Genomic DNA, 19,039 nt, shown 5'->3' with positions numbered 1-19,039 from the left:
CGGCACGATGACGTCCCTCCAGGCCTCGGTGGCCCCGCCCGCCTCCGAGAAGCCCTCGCCGCCGGGCGGCCGACGCCTCCCCGAGGCCGCCCGGCGGCGACGGCGGGGCGAGAACATCGCCGGGTTCCTCTTCATGTCGCCGTGGCTCGCGGGCTTCCTGCTGCTCACGGCAGGGCCCATGGTCGCCTCGCTCTACTTCGCGTTCACCGACTACAACCTGTTCGACGCCCCGAAGTGGATCGGCCTCGACAACTTCACCGAGATGTTCGGCGACCCGCGCTGGCGCAAGTCGGTGGAGGTGACGCTCTGGTACGTCGTCGTCGGCACCCCGCTGAAGCTGGCCGCGGCCCTCGGCGTGGCGCTGCTGCTCAACCAGAAGCGGCGCGGCCAGGCCTTCTACCGGGCCGCGTTCTACGCGCCCTCCCTGATCGGGGCCAGCGTCTCGATCGCCGTCGTCTGGAAGGCGATCTTCTCCGACGACGCCATCGTCGACCGCACGCAGCGGGCGATCTTCGGCATGGACGTCGGCGGCTGGACCGGCGACCCGCAGTGGATCATCTACAGCCTGGTGGCGCTCACCGTCTGGCAGTTCGGCGCACCGATGGTCATCTTCCTGGCCGGCCTGAAGCAGGTGCCGCGCGAGCTGTACGAGGCGGCTGAGGTGGACGGCGCGGGCAACTGGCGTCGCTTCTGGAACATCACGCTGCCGATGATCTCCCCGGTGCTCTTCTTCAACGTCCTCCTGGAGACCATCCACTCCTTCCAGATCTTCGCCTCGGCGTACATCGTCGGCGGCGGAGCGGGCGGCAACGCCTGTGGCCCGGCGGACGGTTCGCTCGTCTACACCTGCTATCTCTACGTCCAGGGCTTCGAGAACAGCCGGATGGGCCTCGCGTCGGCCATGGCCTGGATGCTGCTGCTCGCGGTGGCGCTGGTGACGGCGGTCCTGTTCTGGTCCCAGAAGCGCTGGGTGCACTACGAGGAGGGCGCCCGATGACCGCGTCGCACGCAGCAAGGCCGGCCCCACATCCGGGGCCCGCTCCCCGACCGCGGTCTGGCCGGCGACGGCGTTCGGCCGGCTCGCTCGCCTGGCACATCGGGTCCCTGGCGGTCCTCGCCGTGGTCCTCTACCCCGTCATCTGGGCACTCGGCGGTTCGTTCAAGCCGAACGACGAGATCGTCGGCAGCCTCGACCTGTTCCCGGCCGACCCCATCGTCGCGAACTACGCCGGTCTTGCCGACGGGATCGCCGACATCTCCATCGCCACCTTCTTCTCCAACTCCCTGTACCTGGCGCTCGGTTCGGTGGTGGGAGTGCTGTTCTCCTGCTCCCTCGCGGCGTACGCCTTCGCGCGGATCAAGTTCGCGGGCCGCAATCTGCTGTTCGCCCTGATGATCGGCACCCTGCTCCTTCCGTACCACGTGCTCCTGATCCCGCAGTACGTCCTGTTCCAGAAGATGGGCCTGATCAACACCTATACGCCGCTTCTGCTCGGCAAGTATCTGGCGGTCGACGCCTTCTTCGTCTTCCTGATGGTGCAGTTCATGCGCAACCTGCCCAAGGAGCTGGACGAGGCGGCGCGGCTCGACGGCTGCGGGCATCTGCGGATCTACTGGTCGATCGTGCTTCCGCTGTGCAGGCCCGCGCTCATCACCAGCGCGATCTTCACCTTCATCAACTCCTGGAACGACTTCATGGGGCCGCTGATCTATCTCAACGACCCCTCGAAGTACACCGTCTCGCTCGGCCTGAAGATGTTCGTCGACCAGGAGGGCCTGGCCAACTACGGCGGCATGATCGCCATGTCCCTCGTCGCGCTGCTGCCCGTCCTCGCGTTCTTCCTGGCCTTCCAGCGCTACCTGATCGACGGTATGGCCACGTCAGGTCTGAAGGGCTGAGGCCGCGTGAGCGGGACAACCATCAGAAGGTCCGTCTTCATGGACCGCTTCGGCGCCTTCGCCGAATGCCTGCTGACCGGGGTGTGGATCGCGCTCGCCGCCCTGCCCCTGGTCACACTCCCCGCCGCCTTCGCGGCGGGGTCCCGCCACCTGAACCGGCACCTGGCCCACGAGACCTCCGGTTGGCGGGAGTTCACCGCGGATCTGCGCGCGGCGGCCCGGCGCGGCTGGCTGGTGGGCCTCGCCGGCTGGGCGGCGCTCGCCCTGCTCCTCGCCGACATCGCGTTCGTACGGGCGGGGCTTCCCGGCGGCGCGTTCGTCGGCGCGGTCGGGGTCGTCGCCCTGTTCGTCCTCGTCGTCGCGGGGCTGCGGGCGGCCGCGACCTGGGGCCCCGGGGCGTCGTGGCGCGCGCTCCTGACCGGAGCGGTGCGCCGCACGCTGTGCGACCCCGCCGGTTCGCTGGTGATCGTGTGCGGATTCGCCGTGGTCGTGGCGTCCGCGTGGTTCGCACTGCCGCTCGCGGCACCCGCCCTGGGGATGGTCGCGGCGGCCGCTCTGGCCGTCGAGCGGCGTGGCGCGGCGGCCTGACGCCCGCGTTCCGCAGCTGATCCCGTCCCGGCCGCACACCTGCATCTGTCATGCCCATGCAAAGCCATGCAACGAGAAAGGACCACCATGTCTCCGATCCCCCGCAGGTCCCTGCTCAAGGCCGCCGCCGTGGCCGGTGCCGCCGCGCAGTTCAGCCGGGTGCTCGGCCGTGGCGACGCCGAGGCGGCACCCGGTGCGGTGGCGGACGAAGGGCCCGTCGGCATCGGCTGGCTGGAGAAGGGCGGGCTCGGCGCCGCGCCGGGCTCCACCTTCGGCGTCCCGTGGCCCAAGGGCGCCCACCCCGCCGGGCAGAAGTTCGCCCTCGCCACCGCCGACGGCAAGGACGTTCCCGTACAGACCTGGGAGACGGCCCACTGGCCCGACGGCTCGCTCAAGTGGAGCGCCCACGCGGTGGGCCCGGCGGCGGCAGGCACCGAGAAGTTCACCCTCAAGGCGGGGGCTTCCGCCGCACCGGACAAGAAGGTCGAGGTCACCGAGACCCGTCGGGCGATCACCGTCGACACCGGCGTCATCAAGGCCGTCATCGCCAAGGACGGCGAGCGGCTCGTCGAGTCCGTCACACGCGACGGCGTGAAGATCGCCACCGACGGGCGGCTCGTTCTGCTCCGGCAGGGCGACCTGGACGACGGCGACCGAGGCAACGCCAAGTGGGACCGCTTCGACGGTGAGATCAGCGGGGCCAAGGCCGAGCAGGACGGTCCGGTACGCGCCGTGGTCCGCATCGACGGCAAGCACCGCAGGGGAAGCCGCAGTTGGCTGCCCTTCAGCGTGCGGCTCTACTTCTACGCGGGCGCCGACTCCTTCCGCATGGTGCACACCATCACCTACGACGGCGACGCGGAGAAGGACTTCATCCGCGGTCTGGGTGTCCGCTTCAGCGTGCCGATGCGCGACGCGGCGTACGACCGGCACATCCGCATCGCGGGCGAGGGCAAGGGTTTCCTGACCGAAGCGGTCAAAGGGATCACGGGCCTGCGCCGCGACCCGGGCGCCGCGATCCGCACCGCCCAGGTCAAGGGCGAGAAGCTGCCGGACCCGGCGACCTGGGACCAGCGCGTCACCACCCGCCTGCAGTACATCCCCACCTGGGGCGACTACACCCTCGCCCAGCTCTCCGCCGACGGGTTCACCCTGCGCAAGCGGACCAAGCCGGGGCACACCTGGATCACGGCGGGAGGCGGCGGTCGGGCGAGCGGATTCGGGTACGTCGGCGGGGCCGGCGGCGGGTTCTCCTTCGGCCTGCGCGACTTCTGGGAGAAGCACCCCGCCCAGCTCGACATCCGGGGCGCCGCCGGTGACGAGGCCGAGGTCACCCTCTGGCTCTGGTCGCCCGAGGCGCAGCCGATGGACCTGCGCACGTACCACGACGGCATGGGCCAGGACACCTACCCCGAGCAGATCGAGGGCCTCAACATCACCTACGAGGACTACGAACCCGGCTTCGGTACCCCGTACGGCATCGCCCGCACCAGCGAGCTGATGTTCTGGGCGAACGCGGCCACGCCCTCGGCGGCCACCCTCGTCGACCAGGCCGCCGCCGTCCGTACTCCGCCCCAGCTGGCCGCCGCCCCCGAACACGTGACGAAGACGGGCGTCTTCGGCGGTCTCTTCTCGCCCGTCGACCGCTCCACGCCCGCGAAGGCGACGATCGAGGACCACCTCGACTTCCTCTTCACGTACTACAAGGACCAGGCCGAGCAGCGCCGCTGGTACGGCTTCTGGGACTACGGCGACATCATGCACACCTACGACGAGGACCGTCACCAGTGGCGGTACGACGTCGGCGGCTACGCCTGGGACAACTCCGAGCTCTCGCCCGACCTGTGGCTCTGGTACGCCTACCTGCGCTCGGGCCGCGCCGACATCTTCCGCTTCGCCGAGGCCATGACCCGGCACACCGGCGAGGTCGACTCCTACCACCTCGGCAAGTGGGCGGGCCTGGGCACCCGGCACGGCGTGCAGCACTTCGCGGACAGTGCGAAGCAGCAGCGGATCTCCACGGCCGTCTACCGCCGCCCCTACTACTTCCTCACCGCCGACGAGCGGGTCGGCGACCTGATGCACTCCCTGGTCGACTCCGACGAGACGTTCCTCGTCCTCGACCCCCTGCGCAAGATCCGAACCGAGCCGTACGAACCTGACCGCAACGCCCTGTCCATCGGCTTCGGTACCGACTGGAGCGGCCTCGCCGCGGCCTGGCTCACGGAATGGGAACGCGGCGGCCCCAAGGCGGCCAAGGCCGAGACCCGTCTGCGCTCCACCATGGAGACCATCGCCGCCCAACCCAACGGCTTCGTCCAGGGCAGTGGCCTCTACGACCTGGACACCGGGAAGTTCGCGGTGGCCGCCGAGCCCGCCGTGAACGTCTCGCACCTGTCGGCGATGTTCGGCCTGGTCGAGATGTGCGCCGAACTCATCGACCTGGTGGACCAGCCGAAGTTCAAGGAGGCGTGGCTGGACTACTGCCGCTACTTCAACGCCACCAAGGCCGAGCAGAAGGAGCGCTACGGCAAGGACTTCGGCAGCCTGCTGCTCTTCCAGGGGCACTCCCGCCAGGACGCGTACGCCGCTTCTCAGCTGGAGGACGAGAAGCTCGCGGCACGCGCCTGGCAGAAGTTCCACGAAAGCGACGGCTACACGAAGGCGATGAGCTGGGCCAAGACGGACCTGGAGGGCCCTGCGGTCCTGGAGCCCGGATACGAGAACCTGCGGATCAACACCAACGAGACCGCGCTGTTCGGGCTCGCCGCCATCCAGAACCTCGCCCTGGTCGGCGACGAGCTCCCCGGCTAACCGCCGGACACGGTAAGGGAGTTGGTGGTGAAGTCGAGGCCGCCGGCCGAGCCGCTGATCTCGTAGCCGAACTGCACGTCGCCGATGGTCTCGTTGCCCATCCAGCCCTTGGTGTTCTTGATCCACTTGAGGATCGGGAGGATGTCGACGGACCCGGACGAGGAGTCGGAGGTGCGCAGGAAGGAGAACACCTCGTTGGCGCCGTTGGTGCCCTTGTAGACCGCCCAGGTGTGACCGCCCAGGCTCGCGGTGCCCTGGGCGGTGCCGAGGGGGCCGACGTTCCCGTTGTAGTTGACCCAGAGCATGATCTCGTAGTCGTAGTCGGTGTCCCAGATGTCGTACGAGGAGTTGTAGTCGCCCGCCGACGGGACCTTGACGTCGTACGAGCTCTTCAGCGAGGACAGCGAGTCGACGGGCTTGCCGATGACCTTCTTGGAGTTCGGGTAGGACTTGATGCCGCTGGTGTTCGGGTGGTCGGCGCGCACGCTCCACTTCGTGCCCGAGTCCGCCGATATGCACTGGCTGCCCGCGCCCGAGCCCCAGATGTTGTTGTAGAGGGTGTAGCCGTTCAGGCTGGTGTTGCCCCACTGGTCGCAGGAGCTCCAGACGGCGGCCTGCGCGGGGGCGGAAGCCATGCCGAGCACCGCGCCCGCCGCCAGGGCGGGGGCGAGCAGCAGGCGGGTGAGGGTGCGGCGGGGGTGTCGTGTCATGTGTCGTCTCCAGGGTGGGGGGAGCGCCGTGGGTCCGGGGCGGAACCGCGGTCGTCTTGGACGGTGGGGCGCAGGACGGCCACACCGTGGCGGCCCAGGGTGATCGCACCCTCGGCCGCGCGGCCGGTCAGCAGATCGAGGTGCGGGCCGGGCAGGGGCACGGTCACCTGCTCGCGGCCGTGGTGCAGAAGGAACAGGAGGTCGCCACGGCGTACGGCCTCCACCGCGCGGGGGAGGCCTGCGAGAGGGGGCCGTACGCCTGCTTCGGCGGCCACGCGCGCGAGCAGCTCGCGCAGGGCCTCGGGCTCGGGGAGCGTGGACAGGTACCAGGCGCGGTCGCGGCGCAGCAGCGCGGGAAGACCGTCGAGTTCGCCGCCCCGGTAGGCGGCGATCGTCTTCGCGTTGTCGTCGGCCTGCAGCTCCTCCGACCAGAGGGTGCCGGTGAACTCCCCGCAGTCCACGCTCTCCCCGGCCTCCAGCGGCCACCATTCGTGCACGGTGCGGATGCCGAACAGTGTGCGGAGCCGGGCGTCCATCCCGCCCGGCCGCACCCGGTCGTCCGCGTCGGCGACGCCGGTGAGGAAGCCGCAGACGAGGGTGCCCCCGTCGCGCACGTACGTCAGGAGGTTGTCGATCGCGGCGTCGGTGAGGAGATAGAGGTGCGGCACGGCGACCAGGCGGTACGGGGTCAGATCGTGCTCGGGGTGGGCGAAGTCGACGGGGGTGTTCGCCTCCCACAGCGCGCGATGCCAGGCGCCGAGCACCTGCGCGTGATCGACCAGGGAAGAGGGACGGCCCTCCTGGCCGCTCGCCCACCAGGAGTCCCAGTCGTGCAGGACGGCCACCTCGGCGATGACGCGGCTGCCCGCCACCTCGGGGCCCACCCGGGCCAGCTCGGCGCCCAGCTCCTTGACCTCCTGGAAGGTGCGGCCGTGCTCGCCCGCGTGGCTCAGCATCCCGGAGTGGAACTTCTCCGCGCCCTGCCGGGACTGGCGCCACTGGAAGTAGCAGACGGCGTCCGCACCGCGTGCCACCGCCTGCCAGGACCAGAGGCGGTTCAGGCCGCGCGGCTTGGGATGGTTCACGCCGCGCCAGTTCACCGGCCCCGCCGCCTGCTCCATCAGCATCCACGGGCCGCCGCGCGCCTGCGAACGGGTCATGTCCTGTACCAGGGCGCCCTGTTGGGCGCCGAGCGGATCCTTGGGGTCGGGGTAGATGTCGACGGAGACGACGTCCTCCTGCGTGGCCCACGTCCACGCGTCCTGCCCCGACCACATCGGCATGAAGTTGGTGGTGACCGGCAGGTGCGGGGTGTGCGCGGTGACGATGTCCCGCTCGGCGTGGAAGCATTCGAGGAGGGCATCGGACGTGAAGCGCTTGAAGTCGAGCACCTGGGCGGGATTCTTCAGGTAGTGGGCGCGGCGGGGCGGCAGGATCTCCGCCCACCTGCCGTAACCCTGACCCCAGAAGGCGCTTCCCCAGGCCGAGTTGAGCGCGTCGATCGAGGGGTGCTTCGCCCGGAGCCAGCGGCGGAACGCGGCCGCCGCCTCGTCGCCCCAGTCGTAGGTGCAGTACTCGTTGTTGATGTGCCACATCGTGAGCGCGGGGTGGTGCGCGTACCGTGCCGCCAGGTCCTCGGTGATCGCGGCGGCGTAGCTGCGGTAGACGGCGCTGGAGTGTGCGAAGTGCTGGCGCGATCCCCACCACTCGATCTGCCCGTTCTCGTCCCTCGGCAGCGTCTCGGGGTGGAGTCGGCCGAGCCAGGGCGGGGGCGCGGAGGTCGGGGTGGCGAGGATGACGCCGATGCCGTGCGCGTGCAGCAGGTCCATCAGCCGGTCCATCCAGCCGAACTCCCGTGCACCTGGGCGCGGTTCGAGACGCGCCCAGGAGAAGACCCCGACGGTGACGGAGTTGACCGAGGCCTCGCGCATCAGGCGTACGTCGTCGAACCAGACCTCCTCGGGCCACTGCTCGGGGTTGTAGTCGCCGCCGAACAGGATCCGGCCGCGGGTGGTGTCGTCGAGGGAAGGCATCGGTGAGGTCAGCCCTTCACTGCGCCGGTGAGCATGCCCTGCTTGAAATGCCGCTGCACGAACGGCGAGAGGACGGCGACAGGCAGCAGCGCGAGGACCATCACAGCCATCTGGATGGCGAGCGGCGACAGATGTCCGGTGTTGATCGCCTGACTCAGGCCCGTCGGCCGCTGCTGCTTGATCACCAGCTGCTGCATGACGTTCTGCAGCGGCATCATGTCCGGGTCGCTCAGGTAGATCGACGCGTTGAACCAGGCGCTCCAGTAGCCCACCGCGTAGAACAGGGTGATGACCGCGATGACCGCGCGGGACAGGGGCATGACGATCCGCCACAGGATGCGCAGGTCACCGGCCCCGTCGATGCGGGCGCTCTCGATCAGCTCCTGGGCCGTGCCCATGAAGAACGCGCGAAGGACGAGGATGTTGAAGACGTTCAGGGCGCTCGGCAGGATCAGCGACAGATAGGTGTCCGTGAGCCCGAGGCCCTGCACCACCAGGTAGGTGGGGATGAGCCCGGCGCCGAAGAACATCGTGGCGACGACAAGCAGCAGGATCGGGCGGTGCAGGACCGACCCCGGGCGCGAGAGGCCGTACGCGCACAGGACGGACACCACCATGCTGAAGAGCGTGCCGACCACCGTGACGCCCACGCTGACCAGCGTGGCCCGCGACACCTGGCCGCCGCCGAGCAGCTCCTGGTAGTGGACGAAGGTGACACCCCGGGGGATCACCACCAGGCCGCCGGTCTCGGTGATCGTCCTGACCGAGGAGAGGCTGGTGACGACCACCACCCACACCGGGAAGAGGACCGCCAGACAGACCAGGGTCAGTGTCACGCCCTTGGTGGCGAGGCCGGCCCGTGTCGGGGGCTCCTCCCACACCGGACGCAGACCGGTCCTGCTGCCCGGCTTGATGCCGAAGTTGAGCACGCTCACCGCTTGTACACCCCCTGCTCGCCCATGAGGTGGGCGGCCTTGTTGGCGCCGAGCACCATAAGGAGGCCGAAGACGCCCTTGACGATGCCGATGGCGGCGCCGTATCCGAAGTTGCCGTTGTCCAAGCCGGTGTTCCACACATAGGTGTCGAGGACCTCGGATGCCGTGGGGCCCACGGCGGTGCGCTGGAGCAGGATCTGCTCGAAGCCGACCGTGAGCGCGTTGCCGACCTGGAGCACGAGGAGCAGAGCCACCACCGGGCGCAGGGCGGGCAGCTGGATGTGCCACATGCGCCGCCAGCGGTTCGCGCCGTCCATCGCCGAGGCCTCGTACAGGTCGGGGCTGACGGCGGCGAGTGCGGCGAGGAAGACGATGACGCCCCAGCCCGCGTCCTTCCAGACCATCTCGAAGGTGACCAGGAACTTGAACAGGCCCGGGTCGGTCATCAGATCGAAGCCCTCGTGCCCGTGGTCCCGCAAGACCTGCGCGACCAGGCCCGCGCCGCCGAACATCTGCTGGAAGACCGTGATGACCAGGACCCAGGAGAAGAAGTGCGGCAGATAGAGGATCGCCTGCGCGACCGCCCGCACCCGGGGGCGCACGAAGCTGTTGATGAACAGCGCGAGCGCGATCGGCAGCGGGAAGAACAGCGTCAGCTGGATCGCGAAGATCGCCAGGGTGTTCCTGACCGCCTGCCAGAACAGCCGGTCCTCGACCATGTGCCGGAAGTGCTCGACGCCGACCCAGGGGCTCTGTGTCATCGCCTGGAACGCGTTGTCGGCGATGTAGGGGTCGTAGTCCTGGAAGGCGACGACGTTGCCGATCAGCGGTACGTAGTTGAAGACAAGGAGGAGCAGCAGCGCGGGCAGCACCATCAGGAGCAGTACGCGGTCGCGGCGCAGCCGGTGCCGCAGCGGGACGCGGGGTGGCGCCTTCTTCTTGGCGGGGGGCGCGGCTTCGGTCGGCGGCTCGGGCGCCGTCCGGGTTTCGTCGCGCGCGTGAGCGGTGCTCTGTGCCATGTCAGGACGCCGAGTCGCCGGTCGCCCCGGTCTCGTCGAGCAGCTTCTTGTACCAGTCGCGCAGCTTGTCGCCGCCGCCCGACTTCCAGTCCGAAGCCGCCTGCTGCATGTCGGAGACCTTCTTGCGGCCCCGCACGATGTCCTTCTCCAGGTCCTCGAACTCGGCGTTCAGTTCGGTGTACCGGGTCGGCTCGATGATCATCATGCCGTGGAAGAGCGGCTTCTTCGTGTGCCCGCCCTGGCGCTGCTGCCACCCGACCATGCCCTCGGTGACGTCCGGCAGATCGGGATAGGCGACGAAGGGCGCGGGCGACGCCAGGTACTCGTACGTCGAGAAGACCTCGTTGTTGCCCTTGCCGTTCTTGGTGAGGACACCGTCCTCGTACGTGTGGTGGACACCCTCGACGCCGTACATGCGAAGGCGCTGCTCCTTGGAGCCGTAGGGCGCGGCCGTGAAGTTGGCGAGGGCGAGGATGTCGCGAACGGTCTTCTCGTCGGCCTTCTCGCTGATGAACGTCCAGATGTCGGCCGGCGGCCGCGCGTACAGCGTCGGTGCTCCGCCGTCGGCGGCGAAGTAGTCGAAGGCCTCCATCCGGAACTTCTTGTTGTCCACGCGCTGCACGGCCGCCTTGCCGTACCAGTCGGAGAGGTCCTGGCAGTACATCCAGACCTTGCCCGCGGCGCACAGGTCGCCGATGCTGCCGGTCTCGGCCTTCGCGTCGGGGTGGACGAAGCCCGCCGAGTAGAGCTTGCGCGACCACTCCAGGGCTTCGAGATACTCGTCGGTCTCGTAGCGGTTGACCAGTTTGCCGTCGACGAGCTTCCAGTAGTACGGCTTCTCGGGCAGCACCCCGAAGACGTTCCAGGCGGCCCAGGACATGTCACCGCACGCCCACACCTTGCTCTTGGGGGCGTTGAGCTCCTTGCACAGGTCGTAGAACTCCTGGGCGCTGGTGGGTGCTTCGAGCCCCTCCTTCTCGAAGAGGTCGCTCCGGTAGAACGGCGCGATGTTCGGGGTGGTCGCGGACGGCATCGGCAGGCCGCGCAGCTTGCCGCCGAAGATGGAGCGCTGCCAGGCGCCGCTCGGGATCGCCGCGAGGTTCGGGTACTCCTTGACCTTGTCGCCGCTCAAGTACGGCCCGAGGTCGAGGAACTTGTTGGCGATGGCGCTCGGTATCTTGCCGGTCAGCTCCCAGCCGGGCACGACAACGGCGTCCGGGACGCCACTGGAGGCGAGGACGGCCCCCAACTTCTGGCCGTACGTGTCGCCCTGCTGGTTCTGCCACTTGACGCGGACACCGGCCGCCTCGTCCATCGCCGTCCAGTAGGGGTTGCCCTGCTTGGGGACGTTCCCCCAGATCGGTGCCATGACGGTGAACTCGCCGCCCGTGCCCAGCTTCTGCGGCACAGACGTCTTCAGCTGCGCCGCTGGCAGGGCCTTGGTGAAGCCTGCCGCCGAGCCGTTCTTGGCGGGGATGTCCGGGCTGACGAGCTGCGACGCGGTGTACGCGGGGAGCAGGTCCTTGAGCTTCTTCCCCGTCGTGGTGCCCTCGTTCTTCGACCCGCTGCCTCCGCAGGCCGCGAGCAGAGGCGCTCCGCCGGCCACCGCGATCGCGGCGAGGCCCGAGGAGGCGAGGAAAGATCTCCGGCTCGAACGAGAGCTGCTGGAGAGGGAGTTCGGCGTCATTGCGTCAACCCTTCGTGGCGCGTGCCCGGACACACGGCGGTCACCGCCGGTCGGCTTTCGAAGCGCTTCGATATTGCTGCGAGGTTAAGTGAAGGCCTGGGCTGTAACAAGAGGTGTTGCGCGAATGCCGCCTTGACATCGGCTTGAGCTGCGCCGAGCATCGAAGCGCTTCGAAGAACAAGCCGAAGAACAAGCCGAAGAATGACCACGAGTCACTTCCACCGTGCCCGCCGCTCGCCAAGGGGATCCGCACGTGACCGCAAGCCCGCAGCCTTTCCGTGACCCCGAACTGCCCCTGGACCAGCGCGTGGACGACCTGCTGTCGCGGCTGACCACCGACGAACGCGTCGCGCTCCTGCATCAGTTCACGCCCGGCGTCGAAAGACTGGGCATCGCCCCGTTCCGCACCGGACAGGAGGCCCTGCACGGCGTCGCCTGGATGGGCCCCGCCACCGTCTTCCCGCAGGCCGTCGGGCTCGGCGCCACCTGGAACGACGACCTCGTCCGCCGCGTCGGCCAGGCCGTCGCCACCGAGGCGCGCGCCATGCGCGCGCGGGACGACCGCGTCGGCCTCAACCTGTGGGCGCCCACCGTGAACCTCCTGCGCCACCCGCTGTGGGGCAGGAACGAGGAGGGCTACTCGGAGGACCCCCGGCTCACCTCCGCGATGGCCGTCGCGTACACCCGAGGCCTGCGCGGCGACCATCCGCACCACTGGCGCACCGCCCCCGTGCTCAAGCACTGGCTGGCCCACAACAACGAGACGCGCAGGGACACGTCGTCCGCCTCCGTGCGCCCACGCGTCCTGCACGAGTACGACCTGCGCGCCTTCCGTGCCGCCGTCGAGGCGGGCTCCGTGGCCGGGGTGATGCCCGCGTACAACCTGGTCAACGGCCGCCCCAACCACCTCTCGCCCTACCTCCGCGAGCACCTGCGCACCTGGACCGACCAGGAACTTCTTGTCTGCTCCGACGCCGGCGCGCCCAGCAACCTCGTGGACTCCGAGAAGTACTACGACACCCACGAGGAGGCCACCGCGGCGGCGCTCGTCGCGGGCGTGGACAGCTTCACCGACCACGGCACCGACGCGAGCATCATCACCGGACGCATACAAAGAGCCCTGGAGCAGGGCCTGTTGACCCAGAAGGACATCGACACGGCGGTCCGCCGTCAGCTGTCCGTCCGCTTCCGGCTCGGCGAGTTCGACCCCGGCCAGGGACCGTACGCGGACCCGGCGTCGCACGCCTTCGACACCCCCGGACACCGCGCGCTCGCCCAGGAGGCGGCCGAGCAGGCGGTCGTCCTTCTGAAGAACGACGGGCTGCTCCCGCTGGACGAAGGGACCCGGATCGCGGTCGTCGGACTCCTCGCCGACGAGTGCAAGACCGACTGGTACAGCGGCACCCTGATCCACCGCAGCACCCCCCTCGACGGGCTGCGCGAGCGCTTCGGCGCCGAAGGCGCGGACAGGGTCACCTCCACCGAAGGCGTCGACCGGGTGCGCCTGAAATGCGCGGCCGGCTGGCTCCAGGTGCCGCACCACGCGGAGGATGAGCGGACCGGCGGCGCCGGGATCGCCCTGGACCCGGCACTGCTCGCCGGCCGTACCGACCTGCCCCCGCTGACCTGCGGCCCCGAGCCCACCGAGTTCGCCCTCGTCGACTGGGGAGGCGGCGCCTGGACCCTGCGCGCCCCCGACGGCCGCTACCTCTCGGTCGCCGACGACGGCTTCGTGCGCGCGTCGGCGGACCAGCCCGGTGGCTGGGTCGTACAGGAGACATTCGCGCTGGTCGGCCACGGGGACGGGTACCTCATCGTGCACACAGGGACGGGTGGGTACGTCTCTGTCGCCGCCGACGGCGTGAAGGTTGCCGACGAGCCGCAGGTCTTCACCGTCGATTACCTGGAGCGCGGCGAGGACGCCGTGGCCCGTGCGGCGGCGGAGGCCGACGCGGTGATCGTCGTCGCCGGGAACGACCCCCACATCAACGGCCGCGAGACCGAGGACCGCACCACGCTCGCCCTGCCGCCCCACCAGGGACGCCTGTGGCGCGCCGCCCGCGCCGCCAACCCCCGCACCGCCCTCGCCCTGGTCTCCGCCTACCCGTACGCGGTCGCCGACGCCCACACCCAGCTCCCCGCACTGCTGTGGACCGCGCACGGCGGCCAGGCCGCGGGCGCCGCGCTCGCCCGGGTGCTCGCGGGTGACGTGTCCCCGGCCGGGCGCCTACCCCAGACCTGGTACGCCGCGGACACCGACCTGCCGGACCTGCTCGACTACGACATCATCGGCTCCCGGCAGACCTACCTCTACTTCGACGGAACCCCGCTCTACCCCTTCGGGCACGGCCTGGGCTACTCCTCCTTCGCGTACGAGGACCTGGTGGTCGCCCGCGAAGGGGAGCGGCTGCACGTCGCGTTCACCGTCACCAACACCGGGTCCCGCGCCGCGGACGAGGTCGCCCAGCTCTACACGCGGGCGCCCCGGGAGGCCGCCTCGCTCTTCGCCCTGCCGCACCGGCAGCTCGCCGGGCACCGCCGCGTCCATCTCGCGGCCGGAGCCTCCAGCCGTCTGGAGTTCCAACTGCCCCTGGCCGAACTGGGGTTCTGGGATGTGCGGCACGACCGCTGGGCCCTGGCGCCCGGCGCGTACGAGATCCAGGCCGGGGCCTCCAGCGCCGACATCCGGCTCAGCGCCACCGTGGACGTCGACGGCGCCCCGATCGCCGCGAGGCCGGTGCGGGGTGCGGGTCTCGCGGCGACCGGTTACGACGTACAGCACGGGACCGAGATCGTGGACCGCGCCAGGACGTCGGGCGACGCCGTACGGTCACTGGACGACGGTACGGGCGAACTCCTCTTCCGAGCCTGCGACTTCGGCGAGGGAGTGAGCAGTGTGTCGGTCGAGGCCGCGGGGTCCGGGGCCGTCGACCTCATCTCAGGCAGCACCGCCACCACCGTCACCGTCCCCGCGACCGGCGGCACCTACGACTACGCCACGCTCACCTCCGGCTTCACCGTCTCCGGAGTGCGCGATCTGCGCGTGCGGCTGCGCGGCCCTCTGCGGCTCGCCCGGCTCACCTTCACCGCCACCACCGGCACCACCGCCCGGCCGAGGGAGACCGCATGAAGTTCACCGACGGCTTCTGGCTGATGCGTGACGGGGTGCGCGCCTCGTACGCGACCGACGTGCGCGAGGTGCGTGAAGGTGAGGGACGGTTCACCGCGTACGCCGCCGTCCACCGGGTCCGCGAGCGCGGCGACACCCTCAACACGCCGCTCGTCACCGTCGAATGCTTCTCGCCCGCCGAGGGCGTGATCGGCGTACGGGCGACACATCACGCGGGAAAGGCGGCGCACGGACCGGAGTTCGGCCTGAACTCCACCGAAGGCGCGGGGCGCGTGAAACGCGAGGGCACGGTCACCGAACTCACCAGCGGACCGCTCACCGTACGCCTCGACAGCGACGAACCCTGGGGGCTCGAATTCCTCGACGCCGACCGGCGGCGGCTGACGGCCGTCGAGCGCAGGGGCACCGGCTTCGCCACCGCACCCGACGGCAGCCACCACATGATCGGCCAACTCGCCCTGGGCGTCGGGGAGTACATCTACGGCCTCGGCGAACGCTTCACCCCGTACGTCAAGAACGGCCAGAACGTCGACATCTGGCAGGCCGACGGCGGCACCAGCAGCGAGCAGGCCTACAAGAACATCCCCTTCCACCTGTCCTCGCGGGGCTACGGCGTCTTCGTCAACCACCCCGGCAAGGTCTCGTACGAGATCGGCTCCGAGTCCGTCGGGCAGGTCCAGTTCAGCGTCGAGGACCAGTCGATCGAGTATTTCGTCATCGCCGGACCCACCCCCAAGGACGTCCTGCGCCGCTACACCGCGCTGACCGGCCGCCCCGCGCTGCCTCCCGCCTGGTCGTTCGGCCTGTGGCTGACGACCTCCTTCTGCACGCCCTATGACGAGGAGACCGTCACGGCCTTCGTCGACGGCATGGCCGAGCGCGACATCCCGCTCGGTGTCTTCCACTTCGACTGCTTCTGGATGCGCGAGTACCAGTGGACCGACTTCAGCTGGGACCCCGAGGTCTTCCCCGACCCCGAAGGCATGCTGCGCAGGCTCCGCGAGCGCGGCCTGAAGGTCAGCGTGTGGATCAACCCGTACATCGCGCAGAAGTCCGCACTCTTCGCCGAGGCGGCCACCGAGGGCTACCTCGTGAGGCGGCCGAACGGCGACATCTGGCAGTGGGACCTCTGGCAACCCGGCATGGCCCTCGTGGACTTCACCAACCCGGCCGCCCGCGAGTGGTACTCGGGCCACCTGCGCACCCTGCTCGACCAAGGAGTTGACTGCTTCAAGACGGACTTCGGCGAACGCGTCCCCACCGACGTCGTCTGGCACGACGGCTCGGATCCCGCACGCATGCACAACTACTACGCGCAGCTCTACAACAGCACGGTCTTCGAACTCCTGGAGAAGGAGCGCGGTCCGGGGGAAGCCGTCCTGTTCGCCCGCTCCGCGACGGCCGGCGGCCAGCAGTTCCCCGTGCACTGGGGCGGCGACTGCTTCGCCTCGCTGGGTGCCATGGCCGAGTCGCTGCGCGGCGGCCTCTCCCTCTCGCTGTCCGGCTTCGGCTTCTGGAGCCATGACATCGGCGGCTTCGAGGGCACTCCGGACCCGGCGGTCTTCAAGCGCTGGCTCGCCTTCGGACTGCTGTCCTCGCACAGCCGGCTGCACGGCAACGTCTCCTACCGCGTGCCGTGGGCCTTCGGCGACGAGGCCGTCGAGGTGGCCCGGAAGTTCACGCGGCTCAAGCACCGCCTCATGCCCTACCTGTACGCGGCCGCCGTCGAGGCCCATCGCACGGGCGTCCCCGTCATGCGCCCGATGCTCCTGGAGTTCCCGGCCGACCCGGCGTGCCGCACCCTGGACCGCCAGTACATGCTCGGCCCCGACCTCCTGGTCGCCCCGGTCTTCACCGCCGAGGGCGACGTCGAGTTCTACGTGCCCGAAGGCACCTGGACCCACCTCCTGACCGGCGAGACGGTCCAGGGTCCGGGCTGGCGCCGGGAGACCCACGGCTTCGACAGCCTCGCCCTGTACGTGCGCCCCGGCGCGCTGCTCCCGCTGGGCTCCGACGACCAGCGCGCGGACGGCGACTGGCTCCAGGACCTCACTCTCCTGGTCACTCCGGACATGCAGGACGGCACGCAGATCACCGTGCCGGATCTGGCGGGCCGGCCCGCGGCCGTCTTCCGCGCCGCACGGGACGGCGCGCAGGTCAAGGTCACGGTGGAAGGGAGCGCACGCCCCTTCGAGGTGCGGACGGCGGCGGATTGGCCGGACCTGGGCGGCAACCCTTCGGCGAGCGGCGGCGACAGGGACATGTAAGCCGACCCTCACCGAAGGAATGATCCGGGAACATGACCCCACGAGCGAACAAGCGCGTCCGTCATCGCCGAGGTCTCACCAAGCGCCGTGCCGTCGTCGGCGGCATCGCCGCACTCGGCATGACCGGCGCCGCCCTCCTCACCACCACCATGATGTCGACCGCCGGCGCGGCGACCGCCTGGCCCGAGGCCAAGGGCCAGAAGCCGACGTCCAAGACCATCGAGGTCTCCGGCACCTACGACGGCGGCCTCAAGCGCCACTACGGCACCGGTGACCTGGGCGGCGACGGCCAGGACGAGGGCCAGGACCCGGTCTTCAAGCTGAAGGACGGCGCGACACTCAAGAACGTCATCCTCGGCTCCCCGGCCGCGGACGGCGTCCACTGCTCGGGCAGCTGCACGCTGCAGAACGTGTGGTGGGAGGACGTCGGCGAGGACGCGGCCACCTTCAAGGGGGCGTCGGCGGGCTCGACGTACACCGTCTACGGCGGTGGCGCGAAGAAGGCCGACGACAAGGTCTTCCAGTTCAACGGCGCGGGCAAGCTGATCGTCACCAAGTTCCAGGTCTCCGACTTCGGCAAGCTGGTGCGGGCCTGCGGCAACTGCTCCAAGCAGTACCAGCGGAACATCATCGTGAACGACGTCGACATCACCGCTCCCGGCAAGTCGATCGTCGGCATCAACACCAACTACGGTGACACGGCCGCGCTGCGCAACATCCGCATTCACGGCGACAGCGGCAAGAAGATCGCCACGTGCGACCGCTTCACCGGCAACGACACCGGCGCCGAACCCCCCAAGACAGGCACGGGCCCCGACGGCAAGCACTGCAGGTTCACGTCGGCGGACATCAGCTACAAGTAGCCGGCACGGCTCTGCGGCAGGGCCCACATCGGGCCGTGCCGCAGAGCCGTTGTCAGGAGCGCGGATGCCTACGTGCCGAGCAGCCGGTCGTACTCGGCCCGCGTCACCGGCAGGACCGTGCCGTGCCGGGCCCCCGGGGGCAGACCGGCGTTCTTCGTCTCGGTCCACTCGCCCGACGCGAGGTCCGTCGTCTCGAAGAGGACGTAACCGCGCCCGCCGAACTCGTCGATGAGCATGTACCACTTGTCCCCGGTGTTGGACCTGAACACCGCGGGCCCCTCACCCCGGTCGATCACTCCCTTGCCGATGCAGTCGGCCACGAAGTCGTACGACGTGTCCGTCAGGCTCCGCGACCTCTCCGCGGTGATGAACTTCGAGCAGGGAGTGCCCGAAGCCGGGTCACGCTCGTCCTTGGTGAAGCGGTAGTAGTCGCGGCCGTCCTTGACCACCGTCGAGTCGATCACCGAGTATCCCGGGTCGTTCCAGACCTTGGTCCTGCTGAAGGTGCGGAAGTCCTTCGTCGTCGCGTACAGCATCTTGTTGTACGTCGACCCTGTGTGGTCCGGATCGTCGGCGGCGTACACCTTGGAGGCCCAGAAGACGACGTACGCCTTCTGCTTCTCGTCGTAATACGCCTCCGGGGCCCAGGTGTTGCCCGCCGTGTCCGGGGCGACCTGCACCAGGCGCTGGTCGGTCCAGTGGACGAGGTCGGTGGACTCCCACACCATGATGGACCTGCTGCCGGTGCGCTGTACCTGGTCCCAACTTCCGCCGCTGCCCCCGTACATCCGCAGGTCGGTGGCGATCTGGTAGAACTTGTCGCCCTTCGGGGAGCGGATGATGAACGGATCGCGCAGCCCCTTGGTGCCGAGCTGCGAGGTCAGCACCGGCTTGCCGCCGTTCAACTCCCGGTACCGCGTGGGGTCGTTGCCGTGGCTGAGGGCCATGCGGATCTGCTCGCCGTCCGCGGTGCCTTCGCCGGTGAAGTAACTGAACAGGTAGCCCGCGTACTTCTGCTTGGCATGGGCCGGCTCCGCGTGCGCGGGCGTTGTGAGCAGACCGGCCATCAGGGCCAGGAGCGGGATCAGAATTCT

Annotated in this window: 12 protein-coding genes and 1 pseudogene; 7 read left to right on the top strand and 6 right to left on the bottom strand. The window is 69.6% G+C overall.

Annotated features, from left to right (window positions below; translation table 11 throughout):
* The first annotated feature begins 7 nt into the window (after nucleotides 1-7).
* The 4 genes from ACZ5U5_RS04345 (at nucleotide 8) to ACZ5U5_RS04330 (ending at nucleotide 5,301) form a co-directional block, all read left to right on the top strand.
* Nucleotides 8-997: a carbohydrate ABC transporter permease gene (locus tag ACZ5U5_RS04345; protein WP_469016955.1), complete on the top strand. Its 990-nt coding sequence runs from the start codon at nucleotides 8-10 to the stop codon at nucleotides 995-997.
* The gene (locus ACZ5U5_RS04340) at nucleotides 994-1,899 is read left to right on the top strand and encodes a carbohydrate ABC transporter permease (protein ID WP_469016023.1); all 906 of its coding nucleotides are present in this window, start codon (nucleotides 994-996) and stop codon (nucleotides 1,897-1,899) included. Before ACZ5U5_RS04345 ends, ACZ5U5_RS04340 begins: the two co-directional genes overlap by 4 nt.
* A 39-nt stretch (nucleotides 1,900-1,938) precedes the next feature.
* A complete protein-coding gene (locus tag ACZ5U5_RS04335) occupies nucleotides 1,939-2,487 on the top strand; it encodes a hypothetical protein (protein WP_469016952.1) in 549 nt (182 codons plus the stop codon).
* Between the two features lie 87 nt (nucleotides 2,488-2,574).
* A complete protein-coding gene (locus tag ACZ5U5_RS04330) occupies nucleotides 2,575-5,301 on the top strand; it encodes an exo-rhamnogalacturonan lyase family protein (protein ID WP_469016021.1) in 2,727 nt (908 codons plus the stop codon).
* On the opposite strand, the gene ACZ5U5_RS04325 is transcribed toward ACZ5U5_RS04330, so the two are convergent.
* Genes ACZ5U5_RS04325 through ACZ5U5_RS04305 form a run of 5 tightly spaced genes read right to left on the bottom strand, consistent with a single transcriptional unit; the run spans nucleotide 5,298 to nucleotide 11,685 of the window.
* The gene (locus ACZ5U5_RS04325; RefSeq protein ID WP_469016018.1) at nucleotides 5,298-6,011 is read right to left on the bottom strand and encodes a glycoside hydrolase family 12 protein; all 714 of its coding nucleotides are present in this window, start codon (nucleotides 6,009-6,011) and stop codon (nucleotides 5,298-5,300) included. The two genes, ACZ5U5_RS04330 and ACZ5U5_RS04325, sit on opposite strands and share 4 nt — an antisense overlap.
* A complete protein-coding gene (locus ACZ5U5_RS04320) occupies nucleotides 6,008-8,044 on the bottom strand; it encodes a beta-galactosidase (protein WP_469016016.1) in 2,037 nt (678 codons plus the stop codon). The genes ACZ5U5_RS04325 and ACZ5U5_RS04320 overlap by 4 nt, the downstream gene beginning before the upstream one ends.
* Before the next feature lie 8 nt (nucleotides 8,045-8,052).
* Complete coding sequence (locus tag ACZ5U5_RS04315; protein WP_399387842.1) at nucleotides 8,053-8,979, bottom strand: carbohydrate ABC transporter permease; 927 nt, start codon at nucleotides 8,977-8,979, stop codon at nucleotides 8,053-8,055.
* Nucleotides 8,976-9,998 (bottom strand): ABC transporter permease, encoded by a 1,023-nt coding sequence (locus ACZ5U5_RS04310; protein WP_469016012.1) that lies wholly within the window; start codon nucleotides 9,996-9,998, stop codon nucleotides 8,976-8,978. Before ACZ5U5_RS04310 ends, ACZ5U5_RS04315 begins: the two co-directional genes overlap by 4 nt.
* 1 nt (nucleotide 9,999) lies before the next feature.
* Nucleotides 10,000-11,685 (bottom strand): extracellular solute-binding protein, encoded by a 1,686-nt coding sequence (locus ACZ5U5_RS04305; protein ID WP_469016010.1) that lies wholly within the window; start codon nucleotides 11,683-11,685, stop codon nucleotides 10,000-10,002.
* Nucleotides 11,686-11,938: 253 nt separating this feature from the next.
* Between ACZ5U5_RS04305 and ACZ5U5_RS04300 the strand changes: the two genes are divergently transcribed.
* The 3 genes from ACZ5U5_RS04300 to ACZ5U5_RS04290 are packed head-to-tail and all read left to right on the top strand — an operon-like array spanning nucleotide 11,939 to nucleotide 17,945.
* On the top strand, nucleotides 11,939-14,815 hold the full coding sequence (locus ACZ5U5_RS04300; protein ID WP_469016007.1) for a glycoside hydrolase family 3 C-terminal domain-containing protein: 2,877 nt from the start codon (nucleotides 11,939-11,941) through the stop codon (nucleotides 14,813-14,815).
* Nucleotides 14,812-17,082, top strand: a complete 2,271-nt coding sequence (gene yicI / locus ACZ5U5_RS04295; RefSeq protein WP_469016005.1) for an alpha-xylosidase — start codon at nucleotides 14,812-14,814, stop codon at nucleotides 17,080-17,082. The genes ACZ5U5_RS04300 and yicI overlap by 4 nt, the downstream gene beginning before the upstream one ends.
* Before the next feature lie 32 nt (nucleotides 17,083-17,114).
* A complete protein-coding gene (locus tag ACZ5U5_RS04290; RefSeq protein ID WP_469016002.1) occupies nucleotides 17,115-17,945 on the top strand; it encodes a pectate lyase in 831 nt (276 codons plus the stop codon).
* A gap of 77 nt (nucleotides 17,946-18,022) precedes the next feature.
* Here ACZ5U5_RS04290 and ACZ5U5_RS04285 read toward each other — a convergent pair.
* A pseudogene (locus tag ACZ5U5_RS04285) lies at nucleotides 18,023-19,012 on the bottom strand (glycoside hydrolase family 43 protein); the annotation flags it as partial.
* Nucleotides 19,013-19,039 lie beyond the last annotated feature (27 nt).

It is taken from the genome of Streptomyces sp. NPDC033177, assembly GCF_055577715.1.
The sequence above is the reverse complement of the archived record's forward strand: the minus strand, read 5'-3'. Positions and strand labels throughout refer to the sequence as shown.

Coding starts and splice junctions, on each gene's coding strand:
- yicI (WP_469016005.1), top strand. CDS start 14,812: ATGAAGTTCACCGACGGCTTCTGGCTGATGCGTGACGGGGTGCGCGCC.
- ACZ5U5_RS04340 (WP_469016023.1), top strand. CDS start 994: ATGACCGCGTCGCACGCAGCAAGGCCGGCCCCACATCCGGGGCCCGCT.
- ACZ5U5_RS04325 (WP_469016018.1), bottom strand. CDS start 6,011: ATGACACGACACCCCCGCCGCACCCTCACCCGCCTGCTGCTCGCCCCC.
- ACZ5U5_RS04320 (WP_469016016.1), bottom strand. CDS start 8,044: ATGCCTTCCCTCGACGACACCACCCGCGGCCGGATCCTGTTCGGCGGC.
- ACZ5U5_RS04290 (WP_469016002.1), top strand. CDS start 17,115: ATGACCCCACGAGCGAACAAGCGCGTCCGTCATCGCCGAGGTCTCACC.
- ACZ5U5_RS04305 (WP_469016010.1), bottom strand. CDS start 11,685: ATGACGCCGAACTCCCTCTCCAGCAGCTCTCGTTCGAGCCGGAGATCT.
- ACZ5U5_RS04345 (WP_469016955.1), top strand. CDS start 8: ATGACGTCCCTCCAGGCCTCGGTGGCCCCGCCCGCCTCCGAGAAGCCC.
- ACZ5U5_RS04310 (WP_469016012.1), bottom strand. CDS start 9,998: ATGGCACAGAGCACCGCTCACGCGCGCGACGAAACCCGGACGGCGCCC.
- ACZ5U5_RS04330 (WP_469016021.1), top strand. CDS start 2,575: ATGTCTCCGATCCCCCGCAGGTCCCTGCTCAAGGCCGCCGCCGTGGCC.
- ACZ5U5_RS04335 (WP_469016952.1), top strand. CDS start 1,939: ATGGACCGCTTCGGCGCCTTCGCCGAATGCCTGCTGACCGGGGTGTGG.